The sequence below is a fragment of the Paenibacillus sp. MB22_1 genome (genome assembly GCF_047200555.1).
Lineage (GTDB): Bacteria > Bacillota > Bacilli > Paenibacillales > Paenibacillaceae > Fontibacillus > Fontibacillus phoenicis.
Genome location: NZ_JBLADV010000001.1, coordinates 2060883 through 2075225, shown reverse-complemented (window position 1 = coordinate 2075225; position 14343 = coordinate 2060883). Strand labels below are relative to the sequence as shown.

Here is a 14343-nt window from a genome sequence, read left to right as displayed (position 1 = left end):
ACAAAATTACGTGAGTGAACCATTATCCTTCGGTAACATTTTTATATGAGTTGACACGTATCCCTTCAGCGAAAAAAATGTGTTCCTCCTCCCATCCAGCCATCCCGGTTACCGAATGGGAGGACCACGCCGGTTTCACGCGGTTTACAATTTGATGCTCGTGATTTTGGCGACCGGGACGATCACCTGCCGACCTGACTCATCGATCATTTCTAGGGCATCGTTATGCACGGTGACCAATGTGCCTTGTATGACGGAGCCCGTCGTCTCAATAGTGATGCTGAGTCCGATCGAGGCTTTCATTTGCTGCCGGGTCGCCGAATCCGGGAAGGAGGCGGCCTCAAGCGCCTGCTCCAGATGCTCCACCCGGCTGGCTAGCAGCTCGAGTTCCGCTTGCAGCAGGCGAATTCGCCTTCGCAGCGGTTCATTTAGCAGAAAGCGCAGGAGGGTCATTGCGATTCACCTCTTTTCCCTCTGATTCTCGTCTCTAGTAAATGAGACAATATATCATATGAAGCTAGATTGATAGAGTTTCGGGTGGGGCTTACTTTCCGGCGGATACCCTTTATGTTATGCTGAAATGAGATACGGAATCGTTAATAAGGAGAAGGATGAACTATGATCAAGCATATCGTATTGTTTAAATTGAAGGATGCATCCCCGGAAATTGTGGCACGTACGGTTGAAGTGCTGCGCGGCATGCAGGGCAAAGTGGAGCAGCTCAGAAGCCTTGAGGTTGGCACCGACGTGATCCGTTCCCCCCGTTCCTATGACATTGCGCTCATTGCTACCTTTGATTCGCTTGTGGATTTGGAAGGATATCAAGTTCATCCGGAGCACAAGAAAGTGATTGAGCACATGAACGAAGTACGTGAGAGCCAGGTCGCAGTCGATTTCGAATTTTAGGCTGGACCGAAGGAGGGAACCCCCGTGTATTATGTAAACCGGGAACAAATCGAACGCAGACTGGACATGCTGCCGGAATTGCTGCAAGCCCTTCGTGAATCGGCGGAGGCAAGCTCATCCCTGCTGGGGCGTTATGCGGAGGAGCGGGCGTTGCATTTGGCTCTGGAAATCGTGACGGACGTCGGCAGCTATTTAATCGACGGGTTTATCATGCGTGACGCCAGCAGCTATGAAGACATTGTTGACATCCTCTTGGATGAAACCGTAATTGATGCGAAGCTGCACGCTACGCTCATCGAGCTGGTTCGGCTGCGGAAACCGTTAGTTCAGGAATATTTTGCTTGGGATCGCCAAGAGGTCGAAGGACTAAGGGGGCGGCTGCCCGAGGCTTTGCAGGATTTTTCGGCAAATGTGCTGAAGTATTTGGATCAGGAAGGCGTCTAATCTAAGACGGACAAGCCCAAAAATTATTCCTTACAAGTGTGACCGGACAGACCATTGCTGCTTATAATACATTATCGATATGGGCATTCGCGGAGAAAGCCAAAAAGGAGAGATGAGTCGTGAGCAAAGGAAACAAAGGTTGGATATGGGGGGCAGCCATCGGCACGGTTGCCGGTGCGGTAACGGCGCTGTTATTTGCCCCTAAAGCCGGGAAAGAGCTGCGTAAGGATATTGCCAACGGGGCTCGTCAAGTCGGAGAGAAGACGCAAGAGGCTGCCGAGAAAGTCTCGGAGCAAAGCACCGTTCTTGTCGGTAAGGTGAAGGAAGCCGCTGAAGTGCTGATCAGTGAAATCCAAAGCCGTCGTTCCGAAAAGACCACCGATGAAGATGAGGTAATTGCTCAAGTCTCCGAATTTGCAGATGAGGATGAGGAGACTGCGGCCGAAGAAGAGACAGTGGCCCTTGGCGTCGTATCGGAAGAAGAAACGACGGAAGCCGGTGAACCGGTGGCTGCAGCTTTGGAAGCGGCGGCAACTTCCGACAACGAGGAAGGCCAATAATTTGATCGGCTGTCCACAGCGATCGCCCGAAAAAGACCCGCTCCCGGGTCTTTTTCCCGTTTTCTCCGCCCTTGCGGGTTTTCTTGCACTACAAATTGAGTTAAGATTTAGGTACCCTCTGTGGTGCGAAGTCATAAAGTAATGAGAAGGATTTTACACTAAACATAAAGGAAGCGGTATGTTCGTGCAGCAAGCCATCGCCATATTAGACTCGGGAGTGGGAGGCCTCACCGTCTGCAAGGAAGTGATGAGGCAGCTTCCCAGAGAGAAAATCATTTACTTCGGCGATACGGCCCGGGCTCCTTACGGTCCAAGGTCGCCCGAGGAAGTCCGCTTGTTTACCGAGCAAATCGTCGATTATTTAATCCAGTTCCATCCGAAAATGATTGTCATTGCCTGCAACACTGCAACAGCGGCTGCACTCGATTTCATCAAGGCCAAGGTTGATATCCCTGTAATTGGCGTCATTCATCCTGGTGCACGGGCAGCGATCAGCGAGACGAAGACCGGAAAGGTTGGCGTCATCGGGACGGTGGGTACGATCCGAAGCGGGGCCTATACGGTGGCGTTACGTGAGTTGAATCCGCAAACCGAAATCGTCAGCGAAGCTTGTCCTGAATTTGTTCCGTTGGTAGAGCATGGGTTGTATGAAACGAAGGAAGCGCTGCATGTGGTCGAGAGATCTCTTCGGGAGATGAAGAAGCAGCCTATGGACTGCTTGATTCTAGGCTGTACCCATTATCCGTTCTTGAAGGACCCCATCCAACGTGTCATGGGGCCGAACGTGAAGTTAATCAGTTCTGCGGATGAAACCGCCCGCGAAATCAGCACCATCCTGCATCAACGGGGGTGCTTAGCTCGCGGCAACGGTACTCCCGTGCATCAGTTCTTCTGCAGCGGGGATGCCGAAATGTTCCGCAAGATCGCCAGACAGTGGTTGGGCGAGCAAGTCGAGCTGAGTCCCATCGTTTGGCAGGTATCCAGCCCGGTGAGGTAAACAATCAAAAAACCTTTGGGGGAGCTTAAAAATCCCGCCCAAAGGTTTTTTTGAACCACGTCATAGTTCGTCACGCTGTACCGTTCCCGTTACGGGCGAATGATCCGAATGGAGCCGGGTTCCAAGGAAGCGCGAAGCGGCGTGGTTGCCACGTGCTCCCCGTCACCTAAAGCAAGGCGCGGCAGAGAGCTGGAAATCGTAATGTTTTGGCCCTTCAGCATCGTTACGAAGGAGAGCTTCGTATGACCTCCAAACAATACGGTTGGAAATAACAGGAGCAGCTTCAGCTTGGAGCAATCGTGCACGACGCACAGATCGAGCAGTATCTGTAAAACTATGAGCATAATTTTATGTGTGCATTAATAAACAGTATAAACCCTTGATTTATCGAGGGTTTATACTGTTTTTATCGTATTTTCTTTATGAGCATTATTGATGTATTAACACGATAACATAGATATGGTAACATTTTTGTTGTCATTGATAATCTATGAGCATAATTGTAAGCTGAAATAGATTCGGGGGTTATAAAATGGACCATAGTGGTTCAATCGTGCCTTTCTCCAGAAGAATTGATGAGTTGCGTTTTGGTGTGCAGAGTGTAGGAATTGAGTTGTGGAAAAGGCATCGTGATAGCGAGCCTGTCGTTAATAGGCATGCTGTGATCGTTTTGCAAAATAAAATGAACGGCAGACTATCTGTTCATCCTCTTACGGAATTTATTTTTCAGGCTCTTCGCTCTACTGGGTGGGTAGAGGCGCAAATATTAGTTTTATAACCCTTCCGCCTCTAAGAGAATTTCAGAGATTGAAACAGCCCTCATGAAGAGCACTTGACCGCTGTTTCAATCTCTGAAGCGTGGTATTAAGGCGGTAAGGGTTATTGAGCTCGGCGTGCTCCGAGCGTTGGAAGTCGGAGCTTATTCGCGGTCATGTAGACCATGGCGATCAGATTTTCTACGTTGCGGTAACCTCTGGCTCGCCGTTTGGCTGCTTGCACCAGACTATTAATACCTTCGAGCAAACCGTTCGTCATCTTGCTGTGGAACCAGCGTAATATGCCTTCCTCATGTTGCTTGATCGTCTTGGCTAAGCTAATCATGGGCGAGAGCTTTGATCGAGTGGCCCAGCCGATCCATTCCCGCAAATACACATCCGCCAAAATATGCGGGGTAGTCCAGAGATCCTGTAAGGCCAGCTTAAGACGGTAAGCCCGCCCAGTCTGCAGGTTGCTGTCCTTTAGGCGCAGTAAGGTTTCTTTCTGCTCCGCTTTGAGGTTTGCTTCGTTCTTCAACCAGATGTATTTCGTTCGCTTCAGTTCTGGCATTTGCTTCTGCTCTTGAATTCGAACCTCATCTAGGGCTTCGCCCACCAGCTTCATCACATGAAATTTGTCAAAGGTGATCTCGGCATCAGGGAAATATTCCTCAATCCCTCGAATAAAGGCGGGTGACATATCGCAGCATACTTCTTCAATCTGCTGCGCGGCAGCACCTTTTGTTGTCAGATACGACTTAAAGCGCTCCAACGTATCCATTCCTTTGCCTTCAGTTGCAAACAGCACGGTTTTGCGATCAACATCAACAAACAGGGTAATGTAGCGGTGCCCTCGCCTAGATGACGTCTCGTCAATCGCAATCCGTTTCACCTTGGATATATCAAGCTCTGCCATCGCTTTATCGACGTAGTGATGGAAGATGCGCCACATCCGTGTGTCATGTTCTCTCAGCTCACGGGCTGCCGCATTGACGGGCATTTCCGCCATCAATCGCATCGCCCATGCTTCAAAGAGCAAAGTGAAATGAGAAAGCGGTCTGGCCCACTTCACCGATACTTGCGTTATCTTGTTACACGCCTTGCATTTTACTCGTGGCATTCTGGCGTGCATATATGTTTTCCAATTCCAGAAGTCCAAGTGTCGCCAGGTCTTCTTCTCGGAGTCATATGCTTTACAAGCGATCCCGCATAAGGGACAAGCGAAGGTTGCTCCTCGTGCAAAGTCGATAAACAGGTGCCAAGCTTGATCCATATCGTCAAACTCAACATGCGTCAATTTCCATGGTTCTTCCAACTGTAACGCCACTTTGAACATCTCTGAAATCATATTGTCACTACTGCTTAATGTAGTCCACACTAGTCATCCCGCCCTATTAATCATCTTACAGAGCAGTATTGACTAAATTTCTATTAAGCAGACATTAGCCATGAACTATAGCGAGGAAGCATTTTTCATTACTGGAAATACAGAGCTTACAATTCTCAGAGACTACATGCTAATTACCTCTGCGCTTTCTTAAATTACATACTTATTGAAAATCGTATGAAATACAAACTTACTTCTTTAAAAGAACTACGCTTTTCTCATGCCACAGAGTTCTTGAACAATTTGACGAGAAAAGAAAAATCAAGAATGACGGTTAGAAAGGCGGAAAGAACCTTAACTCTATTTTTTGAGTTCTTAGCGAAGAAAAAACTGTTGGAGCATGTTGACGAAAGTGCCTTTAAAAAGAAGATCCTTTACGGCAAATCGAATCAAAAATATACGGTTTCCCCATTCAAAGGGGTCGTTATGCCGAGAAATAGGCAAGGCCATATAGCTCATGATTTACCTGAACGATATATTTTGCCTTTGATCGAGTTGGCTGTGAAGATCGCGAATCCCATTGCTTTGGGGATTTATATGCAGTGCTTTGGTGGAATTAGACAAGGTGAGCTTGTGAACATTCGAAGATCCGATGTAAATTCTATCGGTTCTTTCGGAGAGTTTGGTTTAGTGGTTCGTCTACAAAAAAGAAACTTGAGAACAGATATTAAAGATAGTGCCGGTGCAAGTGGCGTTAAAAAACCAAGAAGACAAATCGTATTTCCAATTCAAGACTGGCTACAACAGTTGTATCGAAACCACATTGAAAATTATACTCCTGTGGATGGATCTGATGCGTTATTTGTAAATCGGGATGGCAAAGCCATGTCGGGACAAAGTTACAGGGCATACTTCAGTAAATTAAAAAGAGAGTTTTTGAAGCAACTAAGGAATTCTTCAAATCCGGATGATCTGGTTTACGCTATCAAATTGGAAGAATATAAATGGTCCACTCATCTAGGCAGGGGCATATTTACAAATCTTTTAGCAGAAGAAGCTGATAACCCATACGATATTGCTTTGCCAAGAGGAGACTCCAATCTTGCATCATCTCTTGTTTATCAAGGAAATACGGAACGAATGAGAAAAAAACTTGAGGACCGCATGCAACATTTATATAAGGATTACTTACCAAATTTAATTAAAAAACTCAACTTTCGCAGCTTAATTTTCCGAACAAAGCCTTGATATAATTGGGCAAACTCGCAATCCATTGCTGGAGTTGACATACAACGGCAGACTGATCCCGTTTGGATTTTGCTTCCGTGAACGCCATGAAAAATGCGATCAGATGCTGCAAAGCCGTTTTGAGATCCAGGTCTCGAACTTCGTCGGAAAACAGGAAAAACAGACCGCCCAACGACCGCGCGTCGTTGTTGTGACGGCGTTCCCATTCCATTACGAGATAACGGGTAAACACGATCGTGGTGTGGCTGATGAGCATATCAAACGAACGACCTTGAAACTCCGTTCCCAGCTTCAGGTACGATTTGGCAAATTTGAAGAACGTCTCAATGCTCCAACGCATGCCGTAGATGCGAACGATCTCAGCCTCTTCCAACGTCAAATCGGTGCTAAGCAGAACCAGCCAATCCCGCCGCCGATGGCGGTTTTGTACAAAGACCAATTTGATCGGCAAACCGCAGGCGGTTTGAACGATGACCGAGCCAAGGATTTCTTTGTTTTTCTGCTTTGGCAAAAGGGCATACAGTTCATGGAGCGTCAGGCTTTTTCCGTCGAACCGGTATCGTTGTTTCATCGCCTTGACCATCCCAATGACATGCAGACCTTTCGCCATCAGTTCACGCAACAGAGGCGCTTGGGTAAACCAACTGTCCATCAGGACAAAGTCAGCGCTAAATCCAGCCTGAATCGCTCGATCAAGCAGAGCCGCCACGGCATCCGGTTTGCGTGAAAGCGCCTCGATGCGGCGTTTGTAGCCTTGGGTACGCTTGGACAGACGTTCCTTCATCTCGCAAAAGCGATTCGTCAGCTTGGCCGAGCTGAGCATGACAAAATCGATGGGCGCAAAGCTGAAGCCATCCGACCATCCGAGCGTGAGCATGTTGTAGCCGCGAGCATATCTCCCCGTCGTATGATCGAAGATGCGGGCAAGCAACTCGGCTTTCTTGCTGCGATCCCTGCGAAGAACCGAATCATCAATGATGAACGTCCGAACGCGGGACGAAGAGGTTAAGGAATCAAAATGCTGAACGACCTTCAGACTCAAGGCATGCAAAAATCGTCGCCAGGCAAAGCGTGGATGGTTTAAGAATCGATAGACTACATCTTTGCCAGGCAACGACTGGCGGCGGTCGCTATGCAGAAGACGAAACCAATTGCGCCCTTCAAACACGAGCGTAAAGATCAGCTGAAAGATGGCAAGACTGGACAATCCGAACGACTTGGAAATGCCGGCTTTGCGCAACAGTTGTCCGATTTGCAAAGCGGAAAATAAAGTCGAGATTCGTTCTTGGCCCTTTTCAGACAGGAAGTTGTGTTGTACCATAGAGTTACGCACCTTTCTGTTTGGGATGGGAAGACTATCCACTTCCATTTTACCAAACGGAAAGGTGTTTTTCTGTCAAGAACGAGATTTTTCAATAAGAAATCCTAGTCATATCAAGGCTTAACACTAATTTTCAAGGTGCGAAAGTTGAGTTAAAAAATAAATTTTTGGAGAATAAGAAACATGTCGTATTTGAATCCAGCCGAAGCTGCAGAAAAATTAGAAATAGGCTATAAAAGCTTACTACGCTTGTTGAAAAGGGGGGTGCTTACCGGGGCAATAAAAGTACATCGTTCGTGGAAAATCCCTCTCAAAGCCATAGAGGAATACAAGGCATCGTTAAACATTCCTGAGGGATATCTAACTATTGCCGAAATAGCCGAACAACTTAATCTTACCGAACTCTGGGTTGGCAGACTAATTAAGAGAGGGACATTTGCTGGAGCAAAGAAACATAGAGGTTCTTGGATAGTGCCTTCCACCTCTGTAGAGGAGTATATTCAGTCGTCCTCCTCCCCTGATGGGTTTCTTTCCTTCCGGGAAGCCGCTGAATATTTATCCGTAGGTGAGTCATGGATCAGAAAATTAGTGTTAAGAAAAATTTTATCGGGCGTGGAAGTCATCAATGGCGTCCGTTACATCCGAAAAGAGTGCATCGACGAATATTTAAAATCGATATCGCCGCCAGAAGGATACGTCTCCGCTGCTCAAGCTGCACAAGAACTATCCCTTAGCAAAACAGCCGTTAACTCCTTGGCAAAAGAAGGAGCATTTCCCGGTGCAAAAAAACAAAAAATACCGTATCATCACGCAGGATGGGTTATTCCAGTTGAGTCCTTAAGGGAATATAAGGAGTCTCGTTCCTTTCCGAGCAATTATATTTCTGGAACAGATATTGCTGCGCAGTTAGAGGTTAGCAAAGCCTGGATTACTAAATTAATCCGAACAGGCGTGATACCTAAAGGTATAAAACACAACAACGAGTGGATTGTTCCAACCGATGAGGCGAACAGGTTTATTGAAAGAGAACGAAAAAGACAACAATCGACACCGCTTGAGTTATTTGAATTTCGGTTGGCTGAACTGGATGTACCGGATACTTTACAAAAAACAGTTGCGCTCTACCGTGAATTTGTAACGTTAAAAATCAATAGCAGCCAAGGCAACAGCCATACGATTCACAATCAAGCCTTAGAGTATATCAGCACATTAAAGCGATTATTCCGTTTGCTAAATACTGAAGTATTCTTAATGGATGCGGAACAATTAGAAATTATCTTTCGAAGTGCAGAAATGGGGATTCGGGATAAACGTACTTTCATTTACTTTTTGGAGTTTTGCACTGGCAAAGGATTATGTTCATACTCGAAAAGTTATGCAGTCACTCCCCTTCCTGTTGAAGAAAGGGAGATGTACAGTCCGGAACAATTTTTAGCTTATTACAATTATGTTCGGGATGTCGACATTCACATTGAGCAGGCCATCCAAAGTAGGGATTATGCTGTAACATGGCTATATGTCTTAATGCATGTCATTGATGCATGGAGACCATCAGACATTGTTAAGATGCCGAATATTGCGCTGGAGGCCTGCAATTTGCAGACTTTTGACCAACTCAGGAAAACGAAAATCACTCAAGAGCAAGCGCAAGCAGTCATTAATCATCTGTATAAACGGGTGGAACGAATGTATATTAGCAAGACCGGTGCTCTGGGGCATTTCCTCGTCAATCAGGATATGATTGTCCCCACGGCTACCGTTCTTGTGATCACGGAAATTCATCGTAGAATTGAAAATGATAAGCAACTAGTCAGACTTGGCCGAAGAAGATTCACCCATTTTGAAAAAGAAATCCATTTTCGGTTATTTTTCGATAAGCGTCCGGATCTTGTTGATTTCCAAAGTCGGAAAATGAATAGGACTCTCTTAACTTATTTCTTTTACAGTGTCGTAGAGGGAAAAGGGAATGCCGATATCGCTTACGAACTGTCTCAACGGATGAGAGGACATACCGATAAAAATTCGACTGCAACATACATTCAAGCAGTAAACAAAGATGGTTCTATAGAACGTGTAAGTCTGAATTTGTTTAACCGGGGGCATTTTGGATGGCTATACCATCTTCTTATTCGTCTCTCTATGCCAAACACGCCGCAGCTGGAGTTAGAGCAAAGCACCGTGTTGATCGAACAATTTCGAAATGATTTTAGTCCTTACCAACTGGAACAACTTAGCTATTTCCTAATCCGGCAGCAACAAAGCAAACAATCTTTGGCTTTGCGACTATCCAATCTTACGGAAAAAGACTTGAACACATTGTTATTTAAAATTTATAAGGGTGAGATGCCCGCCAAGTTGCAGCATGTACAATGCTTGACATACCCAAATTGCACTTCCCCAACTGCTATAAGTTGCCTACATTGTGAAAACGCGATACCAAAAGTTTATATCCTGATTTCGATCCAACATGAACTTGAGCGTTTAATTTCATCGATTCAAAATACCAAATATCCCGCTGTACGTGTCAGGGACCGCAAGTTTTTGTTTCAAATTCTGGATCTGTTAAGTCAGGCAGTGCAGCAATTTGGCAGATCCTATGTTCAAACTTTTATTGATCTTAACAATCTAAAGGAAAAGATGATTGCTATTCAAAATTTACTTAGTGAGGAAGTTTAATGGCTAAATTCCACGCGGCATTACACAGAAGAAAAACCATAGAGGAACTAAGTGATCGAACTATCTTGGAAAGTATTGAGCTGATCACCTTTAGTCGAAATGATCTTCACGAATACAAAGAAATGTTTAGAGAATTGCAACAGAAAGGAGTTATTGTTACAGGAGCTTTTGAAGGCGACTTATGGTCCACCCAAGGTGAATCTAGCAAAATTCTTTTCCGCTTTGATTGCGAACTCTATGGCGAGGTCAACTTGGCTTTAAAATGCTATACAGTACAAAAAATATATAATGGCATTAAAGCACAAACCGTTCGGCTAAATGTAGCAAAAATAAAAGAAGCCATACGAATTACCCGGGGTTTTCGACCGGATTATTTATCACATTTAGAAGATGCGTTCAACCGTTTCGGGATGCATAAACAGTTTACCATGGCCACCAGTATAAGGGAATTTCTCGCTTATTATAATCACCCATATTCGGATGCGTATAGCGATTTGTGTTCAATTTTTAATACGAAAGTCTCGAATGTACGCGAATTGCCCAATTTTCATGATATCCTGCTTTTCGATCATGCTTTAGATGAATATTTTAATACCTGTACTACTGACGAAGAAAAATTGAAATTTTATCCACTCTTGTTATGGTGGAGAATCACCCGTATCATTCCCATGCGTCCCGTCGAATTTTATTCATTACGCCGGGATTGCACGTTCAAAGATAATGAGGATAGATATTGGATGGTTTTGCCGAGAAAAAAGAAGAAATCTACCCTTCCGGGAAAACTCGAGATAACGGATACTGTCCAGATAAATCAAGAAGTCTTTGAATTTATTGAGGATTATAAACAACTTACATCAGCTTACGATTCTGAATCCTACTATTTGATCTCGTATAAGGCATATCGGAAATACGTAAAAATAAAAACGAAGGAAAAAGCGCGAGAAAAGATGGGCGCTTTCCAATTTATCAATATCATTGATCGATTTTACGATGAAATCGTTACTCCGAAGTACGGTGATTTAGAAAGAATAAAGCCTGGCGATACCAGGCACTTTGCCTTTTGCAACATGATGTTGCAAGGGTTTAATATGCTAACTATTGCCCGTATAGGCGGGCATAACCAACTGGAAACCCAATTGCATTATCATAAACATTTGGATCACTTCGCTTCATCTTTCGTCCATCACGCGGCGCAGATGCTTCGAATGAACCGTAAGAAATTAATGCGGTCAAATTGGGATGTTGGCACTCAAGCTATAATTGCTAAAAGTAGAATCTACCGACTTGATGATTTTCAAGAGACATACAAAGTGGAAAACGGCTATTGTACGGATCACCCATCGCGTTGTCAGGTCGGGGATTGCCGCTTTTGCGAATATTATCTTTTCTCGCCAGATGACGAACAAAAGGGATTGGCATGGCTGAAAGATTGTTCTAATTTGCTGGAAACCAGAATTAAGGAACAATTGGAGCTCATTCGATATGTCACAAAATCAATGAATTACGATTGTACAACGTTGACTTATCAGCAAACGGGCCAAGAAAAGCTATCCTCAGCCTGCAATGAACTGAGGAGATTGATGGATCAAAAAGCAATGGTCGATTCTCACCTTCTGGAGGATGAATTGTGAAAAAGGGAGCACCGCTAAAATATACAGATAAGCAATTAAAAGACATCCTATTAAAATATATCTCAAAGAATCCAGGGAAGAAGATTAATCCTTCCATCTTGGAAAGAGAGACCGGGATAAATCGATTTATTTGGACACGAAGAATGTCAGAGCAAATAGCGAAGCTCAACGAGCCAGTGCAGCAGGAGGTTGCAGGAACTGATGGTGCACTTCCCTTACCAAATGTTGTTGAGCTTGTTGAAACATACTGGAACAATAAAGCGGGTTTGATTAACGCATTAGCTCACTATAATGAGATGCTCAATGCCTTGCATCAAAAGGCTAAGAAATATGACACAATTCTTCAGGAAAACCAAGACTTAGTTGCTAAATTGTCATTAAAAGAAGAGCAGATTAAAACGCTCAAGAACGAGATTAAATTACTAAAAAAACAGTATCTTGAAGTAGCGGTCAAAAGCACATATAAGACCTTCCAAGACGAAGAAGGGCTTGAAAAAATCATATCCATCACTAAAAATAAAAAAACAGAGGATCGAGCCTTAAATGCTGATATTGTAAAGATGTATCCCGAGTTATTTGATAATTGATGTGAGGCCAGCATATTCTGCCCTCCGCGGTAATCAACAACTTATGGTATAATTGATATTGTGACTAAGCGTGGTCACTGGACAAGCGATCCTCGAGACGGCGGTCAAACCTTTATCTCGACGGATCGCTTGTTTTGTTATAATTGGTGGATTGCGCTGTTTGGGATATTCAATACGCTTCACTGTAGACAACGGTCTACTCGAAATATTGCTGGTCTACCGTGGTTTTTATGGTTGACCAAAGTTGACCCAGTTGAGGCAGCACAGCGCGTATAGACTCCATGATTCATGAATCTGAATTATGATGATTTTCGAAAATTTCTTATAGATGTTCTTTTCTCAGAGGAAGAGTTGAAGAATATAAGAGACTGTATATCTAAGATATTTGATGATAAATGGAAATTAAAGCCCGGCAATATGCCTTATTAGATACCTGCATCGGGCAATTAGGGGTAGTACCAGCGAAGCTGACACCACCCGCAAAGTAGAATGTAATATCTGTTAGTTATCTAAAATTGTTGAGAGCTACTAACAGGTGCGTCTTTTCCTACATCCCGGAACATTCGTTTAAACCGAAAGAGTAAATAAACGGCGCGTATCAGAAGATCAATAGCAATCGAGAGCCATACTCCTGCAATACCCATACCCCAATATATACATAAAACATAAACTCCTACGACACGAATCAGCCACATACCAATGGCTGTACTGTACATCGGGCTTTTGGTATCCCCGGCACCTTGCAAAGCACCTGCCAGAACCAAGCCTACGGCTAAAAACGGTTGCGCAAAGGCATCGATCCGAAGCGCAGTCGTTACCATGTCGACGACATCAACTTGACCAGTGAACCAAGTGGCGGCTAAAGGTGAAAATATAAACAACAGCACACCGATTAGGGACATAAAGATAACTGCGATACCTGTTGTCAACAAACCATACCGGTAAGCATCTGCTCGACGATTTGCTCCCAAGCTCTGACCTACTAATGTGGTTGCCGCCACGGCTAATCCGTATCCAGGCATATACGAGAAGATCTCAATGTTTCCCGCAATCATATGTGCAGCATACACATCTGTTCCGATTCGGACGATCAATCCAAAGTAAAGCACTTGCCCAAATCGCATGATCAACCTTTCTGCCGCCGCTGGTGTGGAGAGCTTCAGAAGGGGCAAAGTAAACCTTTCGCTCAAGGTTGCTGTCCGTAATGAAAACGAAAGTTTCGATTTTCTAATAAACAAAAACAATAACACGGTCCCGATTGCCCTTGCAATCACGGTTGCCCAGGCGGCTCCAGCAATCCCCCATCCTCCCATTCCGAATAGTCCGAAGATGAGAATGTAGTCCAGCACAACATGAATCAGATTGATCCAAATGCCTACTTTCATAGGTGTTTTAGTATCGCCTGCAGCCCGCAATACGCTTCCGAATACGGTCATCAGGGAGATAAAGATCGAAGGAATGGCGACGATCCGGAAATAAACAATCCCATCCGCCAATACGTCAGGTTCCGCCCCCATGATACGTAATAACGGTTCGGCAAAAAGAAGCGTAATGATGCCGAAAACGATACCTAATACAGCAGAGAGCCAAGTAGATTGCTTGGCAATCACTTTAGCCCTTTCCATATCACCTGCCCCTACACTTTTCGCAATCAGGGATGATGTGCCAACGCCCATAGCCATAAACACAGCCAAATAAACAGCCAGGATCGCATTTGTTACACCAACCGCGGCTACTTCAGCCAAGCCAAGCTTGGCCACGAACAGGGTATCTACAAACCCCACGATGGTCTGCAATAAGTTTTCGATCATTGCAGGTACTCCCAAAGCCAGAATCACCTTTATTCTTTGTGTTTGAGTCGTTTCTCCAACAGGAATTACCCCCGGCATGG

14 protein-coding genes are annotated in these 14343 nt (G+C 44.8%); 9 read left to right on the top strand and 5 right to left on the bottom strand.

Features of this window, described 5'->3' with window-relative positions; all coding sequences use genetic code 11:
* Nucleotides 1-144 precede the first annotated feature (144 nt).
* On the bottom strand, nucleotides 145-453 hold the full coding sequence (locus ACL02P_RS09770) for a hypothetical protein (RefSeq protein ID WP_323076201.1): 309 nt from the start codon (nucleotides 451-453) through the stop codon (nucleotides 145-147).
* 165 nt (nucleotides 454-618) lie between these two features.
* Between ACL02P_RS09770 and ACL02P_RS09765 the strand changes: the two genes are divergently transcribed.
* The 4 genes from ACL02P_RS09765 to racE all read left to right on the top strand — a co-directional run bounded on the left by ACL02P_RS09765 (nucleotide 619) and on the right by racE (nucleotide 2907).
* Nucleotides 619-906: a Dabb family protein gene (locus ACL02P_RS09765; RefSeq protein WP_339301927.1), complete on the top strand. Its 288-nt coding sequence runs from the start codon at nucleotides 619-621 to the stop codon at nucleotides 904-906.
* Nucleotides 907-930: 24 nt separating this feature from the next.
* On the top strand, nucleotides 931-1350 hold the full coding sequence (locus tag ACL02P_RS09760) for a DUF86 domain-containing protein (protein ID WP_009222723.1): 420 nt from the start codon (nucleotides 931-933) through the stop codon (nucleotides 1348-1350).
* Nucleotides 1351-1469: 119 nt separating this feature from the next.
* Complete coding sequence (locus ACL02P_RS09755; RefSeq protein ID WP_009222724.1) at nucleotides 1470-1910, top strand: YtxH domain-containing protein; 441 nt, start codon at nucleotides 1470-1472, stop codon at nucleotides 1908-1910.
* A 178-nt stretch (nucleotides 1911-2088) separates the two neighbouring features.
* On the top strand, nucleotides 2089-2907 hold the full coding sequence (gene racE / locus ACL02P_RS09750; protein WP_009222725.1) for a glutamate racemase: 819 nt from the start codon (nucleotides 2089-2091) through the stop codon (nucleotides 2905-2907).
* Nucleotides 2908-2996: 89 nt separating this feature from the next.
* Here the strand turns inward: racE and ACL02P_RS09745 are convergent, their stop codons facing one another.
* Nucleotides 2997-3251, bottom strand: coding sequence for a hypothetical protein (locus tag ACL02P_RS09745; RefSeq protein ID WP_412837191.1), 255 nt, complete (start codon nucleotides 3249-3251; stop codon nucleotides 2997-2999).
* A 188-nt stretch (nucleotides 3252-3439) separates the two neighbouring features.
* Here ACL02P_RS09745 and ACL02P_RS09740 point away from each other — a divergent pair, with 188 nt between their 5' ends.
* The gene (locus ACL02P_RS09740) at nucleotides 3440-3685 is read left to right on the top strand and encodes a hypothetical protein (protein ID WP_412837190.1); all 246 of its coding nucleotides are present in this window, start codon (nucleotides 3440-3442) and stop codon (nucleotides 3683-3685) included.
* 101 nt (nucleotides 3686-3786) lie between these two features.
* Here ACL02P_RS09740 and ACL02P_RS09735 read toward each other — a convergent pair whose 3' ends face one another.
* Nucleotides 3787-4935, bottom strand: coding sequence for an ISL3 family transposase (locus ACL02P_RS09735; protein ID WP_412837322.1), 1149 nt, complete (start codon nucleotides 4933-4935; stop codon nucleotides 3787-3789).
* 381 nt (nucleotides 4936-5316) lie between these two features.
* Between ACL02P_RS09735 and ACL02P_RS09730 the strand changes: the two genes are divergently transcribed.
* Nucleotides 5317-6237 carry a hypothetical protein gene (locus ACL02P_RS09730; RefSeq protein ID WP_412837189.1) on the top strand — a complete coding sequence of 307 codons (921 nt, stop codon included), beginning with the start codon at nucleotides 5317-5319 and terminating at the stop codon, nucleotides 6235-6237.
* On the opposite strand, the gene ACL02P_RS09725 is transcribed toward ACL02P_RS09730, so the two are convergent.
* Nucleotides 6200-7558, bottom strand: a complete 1359-nt coding sequence (locus ACL02P_RS09725; protein ID WP_103110947.1) for a transposase — start codon at nucleotides 7556-7558, stop codon at nucleotides 6200-6202. The two genes, ACL02P_RS09730 and ACL02P_RS09725, sit on opposite strands and share 38 nt — an antisense overlap.
* Nucleotides 7559-7741: 183 nt before the next feature.
* Here ACL02P_RS09725 and ACL02P_RS09720 point away from each other — a divergent pair, with 183 nt between their 5' ends.
* The 3 genes from ACL02P_RS09720 to ACL02P_RS09710 are packed head-to-tail and all read left to right on the top strand — an operon-like array spanning nucleotide 7742 to nucleotide 12452.
* On the top strand, nucleotides 7742-10234 hold the full coding sequence (locus ACL02P_RS09720; RefSeq protein WP_197186633.1) for a helix-turn-helix domain-containing protein: 2493 nt from the start codon (nucleotides 7742-7744) through the stop codon (nucleotides 10232-10234).
* Nucleotides 10234-11865, top strand: coding sequence for an integrase (locus ACL02P_RS09715; protein ID WP_197186634.1), 1632 nt, complete (start codon nucleotides 10234-10236; stop codon nucleotides 11863-11865). The genes ACL02P_RS09720 and ACL02P_RS09715 overlap by 1 nt, the downstream gene beginning before the upstream one ends.
* Complete coding sequence (locus ACL02P_RS09710) at nucleotides 11862-12452, top strand: hypothetical protein (protein ID WP_197186635.1); 591 nt, start codon at nucleotides 11862-11864, stop codon at nucleotides 12450-12452. The genes ACL02P_RS09715 and ACL02P_RS09710 overlap by 4 nt, the downstream gene beginning before the upstream one ends.
* Nucleotides 12453-12961: 509 nt before the next feature.
* Here ACL02P_RS09710 and ACL02P_RS09705 read toward each other — a convergent pair.
* Complete coding sequence (locus tag ACL02P_RS09705; protein ID WP_412837188.1) at nucleotides 12962-14341, bottom strand: MATE family efflux transporter; 1380 nt, start codon at nucleotides 14339-14341, stop codon at nucleotides 12962-12964.
* Between the last annotated feature and the right edge of the window lie 2 nt (nucleotides 14342-14343).

Coding starts and splice junctions, on each gene's coding strand:
- ACL02P_RS09730 (WP_412837189.1), top strand. CDS start 5,317: ATGACGGTTAGAAAGGCGGAAAGAACCTTAACTCTATTTTTTGAGTTC.
- ACL02P_RS09740 (WP_412837190.1), top strand. CDS start 3,440: ATGGACCATAGTGGTTCAATCGTGCCTTTCTCCAGAAGAATTGATGAG.
- ACL02P_RS09715 (WP_197186634.1), top strand. CDS start 10,234: ATGGCTAAATTCCACGCGGCATTACACAGAAGAAAAACCATAGAGGAA.
- ACL02P_RS09720 (WP_197186633.1), top strand. CDS start 7,742: ATGTCGTATTTGAATCCAGCCGAAGCTGCAGAAAAATTAGAAATAGGC.
- ACL02P_RS09770 (WP_323076201.1), bottom strand. CDS start 453: ATGACCCTCCTGCGCTTTCTGCTAAATGAACCGCTGCGAAGGCGAATT.
- racE (WP_009222725.1), top strand. CDS start 2,089: ATGTTCGTGCAGCAAGCCATCGCCATATTAGACTCGGGAGTGGGAGGC.
- ACL02P_RS09765 (WP_339301927.1), top strand. CDS start 619: ATGATCAAGCATATCGTATTGTTTAAATTGAAGGATGCATCCCCGGAA.
- ACL02P_RS09705 (WP_412837188.1), bottom strand. CDS start 14,341: ATGCCGGGGGTAATTCCTGTTGGAGAAACGACTCAAACACAAAGAATA.
- ACL02P_RS09745 (WP_412837191.1), bottom strand. CDS start 3,251: ATGCTCATAGTTTTACAGATACTGCTCGATCTGTGCGTCGTGCACGAT.
- ACL02P_RS09725 (WP_103110947.1), bottom strand. CDS start 7,558: ATGGTACAACACAACTTCCTGTCTGAAAAGGGCCAAGAACGAATCTCG.
- ACL02P_RS09735 (WP_412837322.1), bottom strand. CDS start 4,935: ATGGATCAAGCTTGGCACCTGTTTATCGACTTTGCACGAGGAGCAACC.